Annotated in this window: 14 protein-coding genes; 12 read left to right on the top strand and 2 right to left on the bottom strand. The window is 71.5% G+C overall.

The window, feature by feature from the left end; translation table 11 throughout:
• The first annotated feature begins 97 nt into the window (after positions 1 to 97).
• The 6 genes from leuC to ACFVU2_RS07725 are packed head-to-tail and all read left to right on the top strand — an operon-like array spanning position 98 to position 6,497.
• Positions 98 to 1,588: a 3-isopropylmalate dehydratase large subunit gene (gene leuC, locus ACFVU2_RS07700; RefSeq protein ID WP_387872701.1), complete on the top strand. Its 1,491-nt coding sequence runs from the start codon at positions 98 to 100 to the stop codon at positions 1,586 to 1,588.
• Positions 1,588 to 2,187, top strand: coding sequence for a 3-isopropylmalate dehydratase small subunit (gene leuD, locus ACFVU2_RS07705; RefSeq protein WP_387872702.1), 600 nt, complete (start codon positions 1,588 to 1,590; stop codon positions 2,185 to 2,187). The genes leuC and leuD overlap by 1 nt, the downstream gene beginning before the upstream one ends.
• The gene (gene murA / locus ACFVU2_RS07710; protein ID WP_387872704.1) at positions 2,184 to 3,554 is read left to right on the top strand and encodes a UDP-N-acetylglucosamine 1-carboxyvinyltransferase; all 1,371 of its coding nucleotides are present in this window, start codon (positions 2,184 to 2,186) and stop codon (positions 3,552 to 3,554) included. The genes leuD and murA overlap by 4 nt, the downstream gene beginning before the upstream one ends.
• Before the next feature lie 58 nt (positions 3,555 to 3,612).
• On the top strand, positions 3,613 to 4,362 hold the full coding sequence (locus ACFVU2_RS07715) for a lysophospholipid acyltransferase family protein (protein ID WP_387872706.1): 750 nt from the start codon (positions 3,613 to 3,615) through the stop codon (positions 4,360 to 4,362).
• Entirely contained in the window at positions 4,355 to 5,503 is a 1,149-nt protein-coding gene (locus ACFVU2_RS07720; protein ID WP_387872708.1) for an NAD(P)H-dependent glycerol-3-phosphate dehydrogenase, read from the top strand. Before ACFVU2_RS07715 ends, ACFVU2_RS07720 begins: the two co-directional genes overlap by 8 nt.
• Positions 5,400 to 6,497 (top strand): D-alanine--D-alanine ligase family protein, encoded by a 1,098-nt coding sequence (locus ACFVU2_RS07725; RefSeq protein WP_387872709.1) that lies wholly within the window; start codon positions 5,400 to 5,402, stop codon positions 6,495 to 6,497. The genes ACFVU2_RS07720 and ACFVU2_RS07725 overlap by 104 nt, the downstream gene beginning before the upstream one ends.
• 12 nt (positions 6,498 to 6,509) lie before the next feature.
• Here the strand turns inward: ACFVU2_RS07725 and ACFVU2_RS07730 are convergent, their stop codons facing one another.
• Positions 6,510 to 7,034 carry a DUF3515 family protein gene (locus ACFVU2_RS07730; protein WP_387872711.1) on the bottom strand — a complete coding sequence of 175 codons (525 nt, stop codon included), beginning with the start codon at positions 7,032 to 7,034 and terminating at the stop codon, positions 6,510 to 6,512.
• A gap of 26 nt (positions 7,035 to 7,060) precedes the next feature.
• Between ACFVU2_RS07730 and thiL the strand changes: the two genes are divergently transcribed.
• Complete coding sequence (gene thiL, locus ACFVU2_RS07735) at positions 7,061 to 8,062, top strand: thiamine-phosphate kinase (RefSeq protein WP_387872712.1); 1,002 nt, start codon at positions 7,061 to 7,063, stop codon at positions 8,060 to 8,062.
• Positions 8,063 to 8,527: 465 nt separating this feature from the next.
• On the opposite strand, the gene rsmD is transcribed toward thiL, so the two are convergent.
• The gene (gene rsmD / locus ACFVU2_RS07740) at positions 8,528 to 9,100 is read right to left on the bottom strand and encodes a 16S rRNA (guanine(966)-N(2))-methyltransferase RsmD (protein ID WP_387872713.1); all 573 of its coding nucleotides are present in this window, start codon (positions 9,098 to 9,100) and stop codon (positions 8,528 to 8,530) included.
• A gap of 82 nt (positions 9,101 to 9,182) precedes the next feature.
• Here rsmD and ACFVU2_RS07745 point away from each other — a divergent pair, with 82 nt between their 5' ends.
• From ACFVU2_RS07745 to ACFVU2_RS07765, 5 genes are read left to right on the top strand one after another with little or no spacing between them, the layout of a single operon-like run.
• Entirely contained in the window at positions 9,183 to 11,402 is a 2,220-nt protein-coding gene (locus tag ACFVU2_RS07745) for an ATP-dependent DNA helicase RecG (RefSeq protein ID WP_387872715.1), read from the top strand.
• Between the two features lie 55 nt (positions 11,403 to 11,457).
• Positions 11,458 to 11,940, top strand: a complete 483-nt coding sequence (coaD, locus tag ACFVU2_RS07750) for a pantetheine-phosphate adenylyltransferase (protein WP_387872717.1) — start codon at positions 11,458 to 11,460, stop codon at positions 11,938 to 11,940.
• Between the two features lie 13 nt (positions 11,941 to 11,953).
• On the top strand, positions 11,954 to 13,015 hold the full coding sequence (locus ACFVU2_RS07755; RefSeq protein WP_387872718.1) for an AAA family ATPase: 1,062 nt from the start codon (positions 11,954 to 11,956) through the stop codon (positions 13,013 to 13,015).
• Position 13,016: 1 nt separating this feature from the next.
• A complete protein-coding gene (locus tag ACFVU2_RS07760; RefSeq protein ID WP_387872720.1) occupies positions 13,017 to 14,324 on the top strand; it encodes a DUF58 domain-containing protein in 1,308 nt (435 codons plus the stop codon).
• Complete coding sequence (locus ACFVU2_RS07765) at positions 14,317 to 16,581, top strand: transglutaminaseTgpA domain-containing protein (RefSeq protein WP_387872721.1); 2,265 nt, start codon at positions 14,317 to 14,319, stop codon at positions 16,579 to 16,581. Before ACFVU2_RS07760 ends, ACFVU2_RS07765 begins: the two co-directional genes overlap by 8 nt.
• Positions 16,582 to 16,604 lie beyond the last annotated feature (23 nt).

Below are 16,604 nucleotides of genomic sequence, written 5' to 3' on the forward strand. Positions count from 1 at the left end.
CTCCTTAGCCGCCGCGGCGAGTCCTAGTCCTCAGGCCACTCTCGCCGCGGAGTCCGTCGACGGCTGATCCGCACGCAAGCTAAGGAGCACGAGCACAATGACGACCGAAAACGATCGCTCTCCGCTGACCCTCGCAGAGAAGGTCTGGCGCGACCACCTGGTCGTGAAGGGCGAGGACGGCTCGCCCGATCTGATCTACATCGACCTGCACCTCGTCCACGAGGTGACCAGCCCCCAGGCCTTCGACGGCCTGCGCGTGGCCGGCCGCCCGGTGCGACGACCGGACCTCACGATCGCCACCGAGGACCACAACACCCCGACCATCGGCATCGACCGGCCGATCGCCGACCTGACGAGCCGCACCCAGATCGAGACGCTGCGTCGCAACGCCGAGGAGTTCGGCATCCGCCTGCACTCGCTGGGCGACATCGAGCAGGGCATCGTGCACGTCGTGGGCCCGCAGCTGGGACTCACCATGCCGGGCATCACCGTGGTCTGCGGCGACTCCCACACCTCGACGCACGGCGCCTTCGGTGCGATGGCGTTCGGCATCGGCACCAGCGAGGTCGAGCACGTCATGGCGACGCAGACCCTGCCGCTGAAGGCGTTCAAGACCATGGCCATCACGGTCGAGGGCGACCTGCGCCCCGGCGTGACCGCGAAGGACATCATCCTGGCGGTCATCGCCAAGATCGGCACCGGCGGCGGCCAGGGGTACGTGCTCGAATACCGCGGCAGCGCGATCCGCGCCCTCTCGATGGAGGGCCGGATGACGATCTGCAACATGTCGATCGAGGCCGGCGCCCGCGCGGGCATGGTCGCCCCGGACGAGACCACCTACGCCTACCTGAAGGGCCGCCCGCACGCTCCCGAGGGGGCCGACTGGGACGAGGCGGTCGCGTACTGGGACACCCTCTCCACCGACGACGCCGCCGTCTTCGACGCCGAGGTCTACCTCGACGCCGCCGACATCGAGCCGTTCGTCACCTGGGGCACCAACCCCGGCCAGGGCGTCTCGCTCAGCGAGTCCGTGCCGGATCCGGCGCAGATCGCCGACCCGAACTCCCGTGCCGCCGCCGAGCGCGCGCTGGAGTACATGGACCTCGAAGCCGGGACGCCGATGAAGAGCATCCCCGTCGACGCCGTCTTCATGGGCTCCTGCACCAACAGCCGCATCGAGGACCTCCGTGCCTTCGCATCGCTCATCAAGGGCCGCACGAAGGCCGAGAACGTGCGCGTCATGGTCGTGCCGGGAAGCGCCCGTGTGCGCATCGAGGCCGAGGCCGAGGGCATCGACAAGATCGTCGAGGAGTTCGGCGCCGAATGGCGTTTCGCGGGCTGCTCGATGTGCCTGGGCATGAATCCCGACCAGCTCGCACCGGGGGAGCGCTGCGCCTCCACGTCGAACCGAAACTTCGAAGGTCGCCAGGGCAAGGGAGGCCGCACGCACCTGGTCTCGCCGCTCGTCGCGGCGGCGACCGCGATCCGCGGCACCCTGTCCAGTCCCTGGGACTTGGATAACGATGGCGGCGACACGCCGAGCGGCGGCGACGCGGACACGCGCGCCGGAGAGAAGGTGAACGCCTGATGGAGAAGTTCGAGACCGTGACCGGCGTGGCCGCCCCGCTGCGCCGTTCCAACGTGGACACCGACCAGATCATCCCGGCGGTGTTCCTCAAGCGCGTCACCAAGACCGGCTTCGAGGACGCCCTGTTCCACGGGTGGCGTCAGGACCCGGACTTCGTCCTGAACCAGGAGCCGTATCAGGGAGCCTCGGTGCTGGTCGCCGGCGCCGACTTCGGCACCGGCTCCTCCCGCGAGCACGCGGTCTGGGCGCTGCGCGACTTCGGCTTCCGGGTCGTGCTCAGCCCGCGCTTCGCGGACATCTTCCGCGGCAACTCGGGCAAGCAGGGACTGCTCGCCGGCCAGATCACCGAAGAGGACGCCGAGCGTCTCTGGGCGGCCATCGAGGCACAGCCGGGAATAGCGGCGACCGTGGATCTGGTTGCCAAGACTGCGACGATCGGTGAGGTCCAGGTGTCTTTCGACATCGACGATTACACTCGCTGGCGTTTGCTCGAAGGGTTGGACGACATCGCTCTGACCCTGCGCGATGAGGCGCGCATCTCCGAATACGAAAGCAGCCGCGCTGGTTGGCGGCCCAAGACACTCCCGGTGAAACTTTGAACTCACTTCTTCAGGACGCTCAGGCAGCTGGAGCGCGCGTCGGCCTCAAGGGCGACCGCATCACGATCAACGGCGGCATCCCCCTCCGGGGCCGCATCGAGGTCCGCGGGGCCAAGAACTTCGTCACCAAGGCGATGGTGGCCGCGATCCTCGGCGAAGGCCCGAGCGTCCTGCGGAACGTGCCCGACATCAGCGACGTGCGCGTCGTGCGCGGGCTGCTCGAGGTGCACGGCGTCAAGGTCACAGACGGCGGCGAGGACGGCGAGTTGCTGCTCGACCCGAGCGCCGTCGAGTCGGCCCACATGGCCGACATCGACGCGCACGCCGGCTCCAGCCGCATCCCGATCCTGTTCTGCGGGCCGCTGCTGCACCGTCTGGGCGAGGCGTTCATCCCCGACCTCGGCGGATGCCGCATCGGCGACCGCCCGATCGACTACCACCTCGACGTGCTGCGCCAGTTCGGCGCCGTCGTCGACAAGCGCCCGACCGGTATCCGCCTCAGTGCCCCGAACGGCCTCCACGGTGCGAAGCTGTCGCTCCCGTACCCGAGCGTCGGCGCGACCGAGCAGGTGCTCCTCACGGCCGTCCGCGCCGACGGGATCACCGAGCTCTCCGGAGCGGCGATCGAGCCCGAGATCATGGATCTCATCAACCTCCTGCAGAAGATGGGCGCCATCATCTCGGTCGACACCGACCGGGTGATCCGCATCGAGGGCGTCAAGAAGCTCGTCGGCTACAGCCACACGGCCCTCTTCGACCGCAACGAGGCCGCCAGCTGGGCTGCTGCCGCGCTCGCGACGAACGGCGACATCTACGTCGGCGGCGCCCGCCAGCCGGAGATGCTGACCTTCCTCAACGTCTTCCGCAAGGTCGGCGGCGCGTTCGAGATCCACGACGACGGCATCCGCTTCTTCCACCCCGGTGGCAAGCTCAAGCCCGTCGTGATCGAGACGGACGTGCACCCCGGGTTCATGACCGACTGGCAGCAGCCGCTCGTCATCGCGCTGGCGAAGGCCGAAGGCGTGTCGATCGTGCACGAGACCGTGTACGAGCAGCGGTTCGGCTTCGTCGACGCGCTGATCGACATGGGCGCGAAGATCCAGGTGCACAAGGAGTGCCTCGGCGGGCACGCCTGCCGCTTCGGCCAGCGCAACTTCAACCACTCCGCGGTGATCATGGGCCCGACGGACCTCAAGGGCGCCGACATCGAGATCCCGGACCTGCGCGGCGGCTTCAGCCACCTCATCGCGGCGCTGACCGCCGAGGGCCGCTCGACCGTCAGCAACGTCGGGATCATCAGCCGCGGGTACGCGAACTTCATCACGAAGCTGGAGCAGCTCGGAGCGGACTTCGTCCTCGAAGGGTGACGGCACGGATAATAGGGATGTGTCACATCCCGAAGATCCCGCCGTCCAGCGTCCCCCGGTGAAACGTCAGCGTTCGGAGAAGAGCCGCCCGTCGATCTTCTGGGTCCTCGCCGGGCTCGTCGTCCCCATCGGCAGCCTGATGGCCGGTTTCCGCATCGTGGACCGGGAGAAGATGCCGCGTCACGGCGCGTACATCGTCGCCCCGAACCACTACAGCGAGATCGACCCGGTCATGGTCGGCATGGTGCTGTGGAAGCTCGGACGGCTCCCGCGCTTCCTCGCCAAGGAGAGCCTGTTCCGCATCCCGGTCGTGGGCTGGTTCCTGCGCAAGTCCGGCCAGGTGCCGGTGGCGCGCGGCGGGGGCGCCCGCGGTGCCACGACGCTCGACGCCGCGCAGAAGATCATCGAGGAGGGGCGCATCGTCGTCGTCTACCCCGAAGGCTCGCTGACGCGCGACCCCGACATGTGGCCGATGCGCGGCAAGACGGGCGCGGCCCGCATGGCGCTCGAGCACGGCATCCCGGTGATCCCGATGGCGCACTGGGGCACGCAGCAGGTGATGGCGCGGTATTCGAAGAAGATCAGCTTCTTCCCGCGCAAGACGATCGACGTGAAGATCGGCGACCCCGTCGACCTCTCGGCGTTCGAGGGGCGCAATCTCGACGCCGCGACGCTGGCCGAAGCCACCGCGGTCATCATGCAGGCGATCACCGCGCTGCTCGAAGACCTGCGCGGCGAGAAGGCCCCTGCGGAGCGCTGGGACCCGACGCAGCACAACCAGAAGGAGACCGGCCGCTTCGATGGCTAAGACGGCACGCAAGGCCCCTCCCACGCCGCCGCGCCGCATCGCGGTGCTCGGCGCCGGAAGCTGGGGCACCACGTTCGCGAAGATCCTCGCCGACGGCGGATCGGACGTCGTGCTCTGGGCGCGCCGCCCGGAGCTCGCCCGCGAGATCAACGAGGTCAAGCGCAACAGCGACTACCTGGAGGGCATCAACCTCCCGCGCACCCTGCGGGCGACCTCGAAGCTCAGCGAGGCGATGCGCGACGCGGAGGTCGTGTTCATCTCCATCCCGAGCCAGACCCTGCGCGACAACCTGGAGGCGATCAAGCCCTATCTCGGGCCGTCGACGATCGTCGTCAGCCTGATGAAGGGCGTCGAGAAGAGCACCGGGATGCGGATGAGCGAGGTGATCGCCCAGGGCCTGCCGATCGAGGCCGAGCGCATCGCCGTCGCCTCCGGTCCGAACCTGGCGCTGGAGATCGCGCGCGAGCAGCCGACCGCGGCCGTGGTCTCCTCGGTGAGCCTGGAGACCGCGCAGACGGTCGCGATGGCCGCCACCAACCGCTACTTCCGCAGCTTCGTGAACACCGACGTGATCGGCACGGAGTTCGGCGGCGTGCTCAAGAACCTGATCGCCGTCGCCATCGGCATCGTGGACGGCGTCGGCTACGGCGAGAACACGAAGGCGTCGATCATCACGCGCGGGCTGGTCGAGATGACCGATTTCGCCGTGGCGTACGGCGCCGAGGCGCAGACCCTTTCGGGCCTCGCGGGCCTCGGCGACCTGATCGCGACGTGCGAGTCGTCGCTCAGCCGCAACAACACCGCCGGGCGGCTGCTCGGCCAGGGCTACAGCTTCACCGACGTGGTGAAGCAGATGAACCAGACGGCGGAGGGGCTGGCCTCGGTCGCTCCCGTGCTGAGCCTGGCGGAGGCGCGCGGCGTGGAGATGCCGATCGTGCGGCAGGTGAGCCAGGTGCTCGCCGGCACGCTCGATCCGAAGGACATCGCGCCGCACCTCACGACGGACTCGGACGAGCCGCAAGGCGAAAGGACGACGGATGACGGACACGGCCGCAGTGGCTCTTCTCTTCGGGGGGCGTTCAAGCGAGCATTCGATCAGCTGCGCAACGGCGGCCGGGGTCCTGGCGGCGATCGACCGTAGCGCGTACCGCGTCATCCCGATCGGCATCACCCACGACGGCGCCTTCACGCTGCAGCCGGACGATGCCGCACGCTTCGCGCTGAACGCGGAGGTGCTGCCCGAGGTCGAGGACAACGGCACCCGCGTCCACTGGCCCGAGAGCGTCGCCACGCGCGAGCTGACCGTGACGCATCCGGACGGCACCGTGGAGTCGCTCGGCGACGTCGACATCGTCTTCCCGATCCTGCACGGCCCGTGGGGCGAGGACGGGACCATCCAGGGGCTGCTCGAGCTCGCCGGCCTGCCGTACGTCGGCAGCGGCGTCCTCGCCAGCGCCCTCGGCATGGACAAGCACTTCACGAAGTCCGTGCTGCTGCAGGCGGGCATCCCGGTCGCCCCGTGGCAGACGGTGACCGCCCACCGCTGGCGCACGGCGCCCGACGCCGTGCGCGTGGAGGCGGAGACCCTCGGCCTGCCCGCGTTCGTGAAGCCCGCTCGTGCCGGGTCGAGCGTCGGGGTGACCAAGGTCAAGGAGTGGTCCGAGCTGGATGCGGCCATCGAGATCGCCCTCGCCGAGGACGACCGCGTGCTCATCGAGTCGGCGCTGGTCGGCCGGGAGGTCGAGATCGCCGTCCTCGGCGGGCGGCCAGGGGAGCCGGCGCGCGCGTCGGTCGCGGGCGAGGTGGTGGTGTCGGGACGCGACTTCTACGACTTCGCGGCGAAGTATCTCGACGCTCCGGGCATCGACCTCATCTGCCCGGCCGACCTGAGCGACGCCGAGCTGGCCGACATGGCGGATCTCGCCGTGCGCGCCTTCGACGCCATCGGCGGCGAGGGGCTCGCCCGCGTGGACTTCTTCCTGACCGCGGACGGCTTCGTGATCAACGAGATCAACACGATGCCCGGCTTCACGCCGATCTCGATGTTCCCGCGCTGCTGGCAGGAGTCGGGCCTGTCGTATCCGGACTTGATCGACGAGCTGATCCAGGTGGCGCTGGCGCGCGCCGCGGCCTGAGCCCGATCGCGGTCAGCCGGCGGGAGTGGTGGTCGGCGTCGGCGTCGGCGTCGCGGTGGGCGTGAGGCTCGTGTCCAGGGTCGAGAGGCACTGACGCGTCTGCTTGATCGTCGACACCGCCGATGCGAACTCGGGCAGGACGGACGAGTCGGAGACACCGGCGACGTGGTCGATCACGACATCGGTCGCGGGAGTGCGGCCGAAGGTCTGATAGACGATGGTCTTCGCCGTCGGCTCGGTCATGAGCACCCAGTCGACCCCGTTGACGTTGACGCACGGCTGCGTGGTCGGCCCGATCGGCGGCACGCCGCAGCGCAGGATGACCGCGGCCGGGTCTCCCCAGGCGCCGGTGGCCTGGGCGTCCGTGACGCGCTTGTCCTTGTCGGCCACCGTGTCGGGCAGGCGCACGCTGATCTCGGCGCAGCCCGGGTCGTTCGCGGCGGCGCCGGGCTCGAGCGAGACGGTGGGCGCGCAGCCGGCGAGGGCGAGAGCGGCGGCGGCGAGGACGGCGGCGAGGGCGGTGCGGCGTACGGACACAATGATTCAGGCTAGCGTTTCCAGACATGGGAATGTCTGAGAGCACGGCCGCCGGCGCGACGATGGGGGAGACCTCCGAGCGCGAGGCGCTGCGCCGCATCTTCCCGCGGCTCCCCGCCTCGGCGGCGACGCTGGTCGGCCCGGGCGACGACGCGGCCGTGCTGGCGGCTCCCGACGGCCGCTATGTCGTGACGACCGACATGATGGTGCACGGGCCCGACTTCCGCCTCGCGTGGTCGTCGCCCGAGGACCTGGGGTGGAAGGCCGCCGCGACGAACCTCTCCGACGTCGCCGCGATGGGCGCCGTCCCGACCGCGCTCGTCGTCGCGATCGCCGCCCCGTCCTCCATGCCCGTCGCCGATCTGGAGGCCGTCGCCGACGGCTTCCGCCTCGCGTGCGAACAGCTCGCACCCGGCTGCGGGGTCGTGGGAGGGGATCTGTCGGTCTCCGAGACCCTGACCTTCGCGGTCACCGCGTTCGGCGACCTGCAGGGGCGCCCTCCCGTCCTGCGCAGCGGCGCGCGGCCCGGGGACGTCGTCGCGGTCTCCGGAGCGCTCGGGGCCGCGGCGGAGGGGCTCCGGCTGCTCTTCGCGGAGGGCGTGGATGAGGTAGGGGTGCCGAGCCGCGAGCGGTTCCACGCCGTCGCCGCGACGCATCCCACGGCGGTCGGCGCCCAGCTGCGTCCGCGTCCGCCGATCGCCGACGGGCCGTCGGCAGCGGAGGCGGGCGCGACGGCGATGCTCGACCTCAGCGACGGGCTCGCCCTGGACGCCCGCCGGGTGGCCGAGGCCAGCGGTGTCGCCATCGATCTCGACCCCGCGCTGCTGGGAGACGACCCGCGGGCCGCACTGACGGGGGGAGAGGACCACAGCCTGTTCGCCGCGTTCCCGGCCGGCACCGCTCTGCCCGGCGGCTTCCGCCGCATCGGCACGGTGCGGGAGGGCGCGGGCCTCTTCGTCGCCGGCCGACCCTTCGACGAGCGCGGCGGCTGGGACCCCTACCTCGAATGGGATGGCGCCGCCGGCTGACCCGGTCCGACCCGACCGCGCCTCCGCGCCCGCGACTCCGAGCCTGTGCCTCCGAGCCCGTGCCTCCGCGCCCGCGCCTCCGCGCCCGCGCGCTTGCCTCGCGCCGCGATCCGCGCTGACCACTCGATCCAGTGGTCGCAACACGCCGCGGCGGCACCTGCAAACGCGGCGTGTCGTGACCACCGGTTTTCGAGGCGCGGCGTGTTGTGACCACTGGCTTGCGGATGGCGGCGTGTTGCGACCACTGGATCTCGGGATGCAGCGGTTCGCGACCAGCGTGCTGTGCGCCGCGATCCGCGCTGACCACTCGATCCAGTGGTCACGACACGCCGCGGCGGGACCTGCATACGCGGCGTGTTGCGACCACCGGTTTGCGGGTGGCGGCGTGTTGCGACCAACAGTTGCGCGCGGCGCGGGCCGCGCTGGCCGCGGGCCGCGCTTGCCCCGCGCCGCCCGAGACGCGGCTCAGGAGGCCGTGGGCTCCAGCCAGAAGAGGACCGTCTCGCCGTAGTCCTTGCGGCGTGCGAGCTCCAGACCCTCGGGGAGGGACGGTGTGCCGGTGCGGGTGCTGCGCTCCACGCAGACCGACGCGTCGGGGGAGAGGAGGGGGACGAGCGCGGTGAGGACGCCGAGCAGCTCGACGTCGTCGACGTCGTACGGCGGGTCGACGAACACGAGGTCGAAGGGCCCGGCCGCCCCGCCGAGAAAGGCCTGGACGCTCGTCGCGCGCACCTCGACAACGGGGCGCGCGGACGCCGGTGCCGCCCGGGTGACCGCGGCGGCGTTGCGGCGGCAGATCTGCGCGGCGGCGGCACTGCGCTCCACGAGGGTCACGGCGGTCGCGCCGCGGCTGGCGGCCTCGAGCCCCAGCGCACCTGAGCCGGCGTAGAGGTCGAGCACGCGCGCGCCGTGCACGGAACCGCGGGCGTCGAGGGCCGAGAAGGCCGCCTCGCGCACCCGGTCGCTCGTGGGCCGGGTGCCGCTCTTCGGCACCTGGAGGGTGAGGGAGCCGGCGTATCCGGAGACGATTCGGGTCATGGCCATCCGAGCCTATCCGCATCCCGCTCCGACCCCCGGGTCACGCCCCCGCGCTGACGGCGGCTGCGCCTACGATCGAATCATGACCAACGCCTCCGCCCCGGCACCCGAGGGCGCGATCACCCTCGACTCGCGGCTCAGCGGAGTGCTCGGCGGCCGCACGGCCTCCGCCTTCGAGAAGGCCTTCGGGATGCGCACGGTCGGCGACCTGCTGCACCACTTCCCGCGGCGGTACGCGCGCCGCGGGGAGCTGACCGCCCTCGCCAACCTGCCGCTCGACGAGAACGTGACGATCATCGCCGAGGTCCTGCGGGTGCAGGAGCGGTCGATGCGGGCACGGCGCGGCTCGATCCTCGAGGTCAAGATCTCGGACGGCGAGGGCATCCTGACGCTGACCTTCTTCAACCAGTCGTGGCGTTCGAAGGATCTCGTCCCGGGCGTCCGCGGGATATTCGCGGGCAAGGTTTCCGCGTACCGCGGAGCGCTGCAGCTCGCGCATCCCGACTACGAGCTCTTCGAGCCCGATTCCGCGAACGCGGTCGTCCCCGGCAGCGCCGCCGCGAAGGAATGGGCGCAGACGCCGATCCCGATCTACCCGGCGACGGGGACGGTGGCGAGCTGGCAGGTGCAGAAGGCCGTCGAACTCGCCCTCGACGCCCTGGACTCCGCGCCCGATCCGGTGCCGGCGTCGGTGGCCGCCGAGCGCGGGCTGGTGTCGTACCGGGACGCGCTGGAGGGCGTCCATCGCCCGCAGAAGGACTCCCAGTGGCAGCGCGCACGGGATGCGCTCCGGTTCCAGGAGGCGTTCGTGCTGCAGGCCGCACTGCTGCAGCAGCGTGCCGCAGCGCGGACCGTGGCGTCGACGCCCCGGCGCGCGGAGCCGGGCGGCCTGCTGGAACGGTTCGACGCCACCCTGCCCTTCACCCTGACCGACGACCAGGCCCTGGTCGGCAGCGAGATATCCATCGACCTGGCCGGCACGGCCGCGATGCATCGGCTGGTCCAGGGCGAGGTCGGCTCCGGAAAGACCCTCGTCGCGTTGCGGGCGATGCTCGCGGTCGCCGACTCCGGCGGCCAGTCCGCCCTGCTGGCGCCGACCGAGGTGCTCGCGGCGCAGCACCTGCGATCGATCGCGGCCATGCTCGGCCCCGACCTCTCGGCCCAGCTGATGCCGACCCTCCTGACCGGCCAGCTCGGCGCCCAGGAGCGCAAACGCGCGCTGCTGCGCACGGTCTCCGGGCAGGCCCGCATCGTGATCGGCACCCACGCCCTGCTCGGCGACGCCGTCACGTTCTTCGATCTGGGGCTCGTCGTGGTGGACGAGCAGCACCGGTTCGGCGTGGAGCAGCGGGAGGCGCTCCGGGCGAAGGGCGGCACTCCGCCGCACGTGCTCGTGCTCACCGCCACGCCCATCCCGCGCACGGTCGCGATGACCGTCTTCGGCGATCTCGACATCTCCACGATCGCCCAGCTCCCCGCCGGCCGGCAGGGGATCGAGAGCTTCGTCGTGCCGCTGGCGGACCGCCCCGGATGGGAGCGGCGGATCTGGGAGCGCGCCTCGGAGGAGATCGCGAAGGGGCGGCAGGTCTTCGTCGTGTGCCCGGCGATCACCGGCAAGGAGGCCGAGGACGACGGTGAGGGTCCGGCCGCCGCGGACGGCGCCGAGGGTGCGGAGGGGCCTCCGCGCGCCGTCGCCAGCGTCGAGTCGGTGGCCGCGCAGGTGCAGGCCGACCCGCTCTTCGCCGACACCAGGATCGCCGTGCTGCACGGCAAGCTCCCGAGCGACGCGAAGGACGACGTCATGCGGTCCTTCGCCGCGGGAGGCATCGACCTGCTGATCGCCACCACGGTGATCGAGGTCGGCGTCAACGTGCCGAACGCCTCGGCCATGGTGGTCCTCGACGCGGACCGATTCGGCGTCTCGCAGCTGCACCAGCTGCGCGGCCGGGTCGGGCGCGGCGACATCCCGGGCCTGTGCCTGCTGGTCACGGCGGCAGAGGAGGGATCCCTGGCCCGGGAGCGGGTCGAGGCCGTCGCCGCGACGCTCGACGGCTTCGAGCTCGCGAACGTCGACCTCGAGCTGCGCCGCGAAGGCGACGTGCTCGGGAGCCGTCAGTCCGGCGGGCGTTCGTCGCTCCGGCTGCTGCGGGTGGCGTCGGACGGCGACCTGATCGGCGAGGCCCGCGTCGCCGCTGCCGAGACCCTCGACACCGAGGGCGGTCTCGGCGCGCTCCCTGCGCTGCAGGCGGCGCTGGCCCGGCGGCTCGACGAGGCCGAGCGCGCCTACCTCGGCAAGTCGTGAGAAGGTAACGGATTCACAACGAAATGCCGGGTACTGCGGGATAGTCTGGTGCCCTATGAACAGGATCGCCGTAGTCCCTGGATCGTTCGACCCGGTCACCCTCGGTCACCTCGACGTGATCGAGCGCGCCGCGCGGCTCTGGGACGAGGTGCACGTCGTGGTGGTCCACAACCCGGACAAGTCGGCTCTGCTGCCCATCGCCCAGCGGGTGGCCCTGCTCGAGAAGTCGATCGAGGAGGCCGGGATCGTCGGCTCGATCGTCGTCGCGTCCTGGTCGATGGGCCTTCTGGTGGACTACTGCACGGACGTGGGGGCGAACGTGCTGGTCAAGGGCATCCGCTCGCAGGTCGACGTGGCGTACGAGACGCCGATGGCCATCGTGAACCGGCACCTCGCCGACGTCGAGACGGTCTTCCTGCTCCCCAACCCCGCCAATGCGCACGTCTCCAGCTCGCTGGTGCGTCAGGTCTCTGCGCTCGGCGGCGACGTCAGCCCGTACGTCCCGCCCGCGGTCTTCGAACTGCTGTCATCGAGATGAGAGTGCAGGAGCCATGAACAGCTACGCGACGCGCCAGCCCACGGAACCCTCGGTCGCACCGGAGGAGGAGCACGGCCGCGCCGCGCCCAGCATGGACCTGGTCGGGCTCCGCCGGGCGGCGGAGCAGATCACCGCGAACGTGGAGTCGGTGATCGACGGCAAGCACGAGGCCGTGCGCACCGCGCTCGTGGTGCTGCTGGCCGAGGGGCACCTGCTCATCGAGGACGTTCCCGGCGTCGGCAAGACGATGCTCGCGAAATCGCTCGCCAAGTCGGTCGACTGCACCGTGAGCCGGATCCAATTCACCCCGGACCTGCTCCCGAGCGACGTGACGGGCGTGTCGGTGTACAACCAGGCCGAGCGCCGGTTCGAGTTCAAGCCGGGCGCCGTGTTCGCGAACATCGTCATCGGCGACGAGATCAACCGCGCGAGCCCGAAGACGCAGTCCGCCCTGCTGGAGTGCATGGAGGAGCGTCAGGTCACCGTCGACGGGTCGACGTATCCGCTCGCGGCGCCGTTCATCGTCGTCGCGACCCAGAACCCGGTGGAGATGGAGGGGACGTACGCCCTCCCGGAGGCGCAGCGCGACCGCTTCATGGCACGGATCGCGATGGGCTATCCCGACGAGGAGTCGGAGCTGGCCATGCTCACCACGCGCGACACATCGAGCCCGCTCTCGCGCATCGGGCCGGTCGTCACCTCGGAGCAGCTGCGGTCGATGATGACGACGGCGCGTAGCGTCTTCGCCTCCACCCCGGTGAAGCAGTACGCGGTCGACCTCACCCGGGCGACACGGGAGGACCGCGACCTGCGCCTCGGGGCCAGTCCTCGCGCCACGCTGCAGCTGATCCGCGCGGCGAAAGCGCTCGCCGCGCTCGACGGCCGCGACTTCGTGCTGCCCGACGACATCGACGTGCTCGCGGTGCCCGTGCTCGGCCATCGGCTGCTGCCGACGAGCCGTGCCCTCGGCCACCACCACGAGAGCGCCCCGGTGATCGCCGACATCGTGCGGCGCATCGTCGCCTCGACACCGGTGCCGGTCGGCTCCGGCGCGATCGGTTCGGGCGGGCGGTAGCGTGCCGTCCCGCGGACGGGCGTCGAGCCCGCTCACGAAGCCGCGGCCCACCGCGCGCGGGTGGACCCTGGGCGTGATCGGCGTCGTCGCCCTGGCGGCCTCGGCCTTCCTCGGCCGGACCGACGTGCTGTTCGTCGGCGTGTTCCTCACCGTCCTGCCGCTGGCGGCGATGATTTCGGTCACGTGGGATCGCCCGCGGCTCGGCGTCTCCCGGAGCTTCCACCCCGACGTGGTCGCGGTGGGGGAGAAGACCACGATCGTGACGACCGCCCGCAACCTGGTCGGCCGGCCCAGCCCAGCGGCCCGCTGGCGGGAGTTCGCCCCTGCCGCCATCGAGGTGCAGCGCCGGGCCCCGTTCCCGCGGCTCGGCCCGCACGAGCCGAACGCCGTGCACGGACGCGACACGGCCGTCCTCCGTCAGGATGTCGTGGCCGACAAGCGCGGCTCCCACCCGATCGGACCGCTCGTGATCAGCCGTACCGACCCGTTCGGCATCGCGTACGCGGAGTACGCCCTCGGCCAGCCCCGTACGCTGCTGGTGACCCCGCGGGTCGTGCCGCTGGCGCACGGCGAGCTGGACATCGCGCACAGCGAGGGCACCGAGCACGAGCTGCTGCGGCACAGCATCCCGAGCGCCGACGAGCTGATCGCCCGCGAGTACCGTCCCGGCGATCCGCTCCGCCGCGTGCACTGGCGGGCGACGGCGCGCCACGACAAGCTGATGGTGCGGCAGGAGGAGCAGCGCAGCAACCCGGAGGCCTGGCTGCTGGTGGACACGCGTGGCTCTCTGGCGGGGGAGGCGGTGTTCGAGGCGCACATCGATCTGATCGCCTCGGTCGGGGTGCACCTGCTCGACGAAGGGTTCGCGGTGAGCGCGGTCGAGACGGCGGAGCGGCAGCTCAACGGACGCAGCGGCGCGGGACGGACCGGCACCCTCGGCGGCACCAGCCCGACCTACGACCTCGGTGGCGCCGACCGGCTCCTCCTGGCGGACCTCGCCGCCGTCGAGGCGGGCGAGGATCCTCGAGACGACGCGGTCGCGGAGCTCGCGACGGGTCTGCGTCGCGCCGGACGGTCGGTCCCGGTGTTCGCCTTCCTCCTCGGCGGCACGCGCGAGCTCGGCTCGCTGGCGGCTCTGCGGTCGATGGGCGATCCCGCCGTCGCCTTCCTCGCCTCCTCCACGCCACCGGAGGTGGAGGAGGTGCTCGTGGACGCGGGCTGGCTCTGCGTCCCGTACGGACCGGACGACGATCCCGCCGCCTGCTGGCAGCGGGCTCTCGTGCGACAGCGGGCGGCCGCGCATGGTTAGCGAGTCCGTCGCGGTCGCCGTGCCGCGGACGATCCGGCGCCGGGTGGGCTATTGGCGGCTCACCGGCGCCATGATGCTCCAGATGCTCGCGGTGAGCGTCGCCCTCGTCGGGCTCATCCAGGGCGTCGGCTGGTGGTTCGCGCTCATCGTGACCTCCGCCGTCCTCCTCGTCGCGGGCGCGGGGTTGCGCACGCTCGGAGTGCACCGGGGCATCGTTCCCGTGCTGGAGCTGGCACTCGGCGCGATCATCATGACCGCTGTGTTCGGCGGTGGCACGGGACTGCTCGGCCTCCTCCCGACTCCGGCGACCTTCGCGCACTGGTGGGGGCTCCTGCAGCAGGCGATGCTCTCGATCTATCAGCAGGGGACGCCGGCTGAGAGCCTGCCCGAGTTCCTGTTCCTCGTCATGGGCGGCGCGTGCCTGATCGCCGTGATCCTGGACACTCTCGCGGTCGCGATCCGCGCGCCGGCCTTCACCGCCGTGGGAGTGGGCGCCGTGCTCGTCGTGCCCGGCGCGCTGCTCGGCGACGGTCTGGACCCGAGCGCGCTCGCGCTCTCGGCCATCGCCTACCTCTGGCTGCTGCGCGCCGACGTGCGCACCCGCAGGCCGGGCTCCCCGCGACCGGGCGCAGCACTCGCCGTCGGCGCCTCTGCGACCGTCGTCGCCGTGCTGCTCGCCGGCACCGCCCCGGGCTTCGACCGTGGAGGCGCCGCGTCCTTCACCGCGGGCGGCATCAACATCGGCGGGACGGTGACCCCGCTGATCGACCTCGGCAAGGACCTGCGGCGCCCGACCGCCGTGCGCGCGCTCACGTACACGACGACGGCACCGACGGGCCAGTACCTCAAGCTCGCGTCGCTCGACCAGTTCACCGGCTCGGTCTGGAAGCATCGCGAGCGCGACACGAAGCGGCTCGCGGAGGGGACGCCGATCGGGCCGGTCGCCGGGCTGTCGGACCAGGTGCCCACCACGAAGATCACGACCACCGTGTCGATCGACAACATGCAGAGCCGGTGGCTGCCGGTGCCCGCGCCGGTGCAGTCGGTGAAGGGGCTGACCGGCACCTGGTCGTGGGATCCGGACGACCTGACGATCGGCGGTATCAACACCACGACGCAGGATCAGAAGTACACGGCGACCAGCCTCCTGCTCCAGCCGACCGCCGAGCAGCTGAAGACGGCAGGGGGATCCATTCCCGAGGACGTCCAGCGCGATCTCTTCCTGCCCCCGAACCTGCCGTCCATCATCGAGAAGACGGCCATCTCGGCCACGGAGGGCGCGACCTCGGAGTACGAGCAGGCGGTGGCGCTGCAGGACTACTTCCGCGACAACGGGTTCGTGTACTCGACCCAGACCCCGCTCAAGCAGGGCTACGACGGCGACGGCGCCCGGGTCATCGCCGCGTTCCTGGAGGCGAAGAGCGGATACTGCGTGCACTTCGCCTCCGCGATGGCGCTCATGGCGCGGTCGCTCGGCATCCCGTCGCGCGTCGCGGAAGGCTACCTGCCGGGCGCCACGGGAGGCGGCTCGGCGAACAACCCGGGCGAGTACACGGTCACCAGCGACGACCTCCACGCCTGGCCCGAGCTGTACTTCGCGGGCGTCGGCTGGGTGCCGTTCGAGCCGACGGTCGGCCGGGGCACGATTCCGAGCTACACCCGGGCGGACGCCGCGGCGGCCGCACCGACATCGGCACCGGCCGCCGGCGCGACGTCGGCGCCCAAGCGGATCGTCCCGACCGACCCGGCGCAGGTCGCCGGGGCGACCGGGGCGACGGCGGCCTCGCCTCTCGAACCGGTCCTCTCCGGCCTCGGGATCGCCGTCCTGGTGATCGCCGTGCTCCTCATCCCCGCCGTCGCCCGCCGGGTGCGGCGCCGACATCGACTGAGACGGCTGTCGGAGTCGTCCGGCGGCGCGGCCGTGGTCTGGGCCGAGCTGCGCGACACGGTGCGCGATCTCGGCTGGACGGCCCCCGAGACGGAGACGCCGCGCGTGTTCGCCGAGCGGGTGGCGGACGCGGTCGCCGGAACGTCGGGGGAGGAGGCCGTCCGCCGGCTCCTCGCTGTCCGCGAACGCGATTCCTACGGGCCGCCCGTGCGCGGCTCGACGGTCGGCCTGCGCGACGACCTCGTGCGCGTGCTCGACGCGGTCGAGGGGCGCGCCGGCGCGGGGAGGCGCGTGCGCGCAGTGCTGCTGCCTGTGTCGTTGCTGCCAGCAGGCTGGCCGGTCGCTGCGAGCCCGGGAAGTGCCGCGTAGACTGGCCGACCGTGACCTCGTTC

Source organism: Leifsonia sp. NPDC058194 (genome assembly GCF_042883605.1).
In the GTDB taxonomy this organism is placed as follows: domain Bacteria; phylum Actinomycetota; class Actinomycetes; order Actinomycetales; family Microbacteriaceae; genus Leifsonia.

Bases quoted from the DNA above. Each gene is read 5' to 3' on its own strand.
- leuC (WP_387872701.1), top strand. From the start codon at position 98: ATGACGACCGAAAACGATCGCTCTCCGCTGACCCTCGCAGAGAAGGTC.
- rsmD (WP_387872713.1), bottom strand. From the start codon at position 9,100: ATGACCCGAATCGTCTCCGGATACGCCGGCTCCCTCACCCTCCAGGTG.
- leuD (WP_387872702.1), top strand. From the start codon at position 1,588: ATGGAGAAGTTCGAGACCGTGACCGGCGTGGCCGCCCCGCTGCGCCGT.
- ACFVU2_RS07755 (WP_387872718.1), top strand. From the start codon at position 11,954: ATGAACAGCTACGCGACGCGCCAGCCCACGGAACCCTCGGTCGCACCG.
- ACFVU2_RS07725 (WP_387872709.1), top strand. From the start codon at position 5,400: ATGACGGACACGGCCGCAGTGGCTCTTCTCTTCGGGGGGCGTTCAAGC.
- thiL (WP_387872712.1), top strand. From the start codon at position 7,061: ATGGGAATGTCTGAGAGCACGGCCGCCGGCGCGACGATGGGGGAGACC.
- ACFVU2_RS07720 (WP_387872708.1), top strand. From the start codon at position 4,355: ATGGCTAAGACGGCACGCAAGGCCCCTCCCACGCCGCCGCGCCGCATC.
- ACFVU2_RS07745 (WP_387872715.1), top strand. From the start codon at position 9,183: ATGACCAACGCCTCCGCCCCGGCACCCGAGGGCGCGATCACCCTCGAC.
- coaD (WP_387872717.1), top strand. From the start codon at position 11,458: ATGAACAGGATCGCCGTAGTCCCTGGATCGTTCGACCCGGTCACCCTC.
- ACFVU2_RS07765 (WP_387872721.1), top strand. From the start codon at position 14,317: ATGGTTAGCGAGTCCGTCGCGGTCGCCGTGCCGCGGACGATCCGGCGC.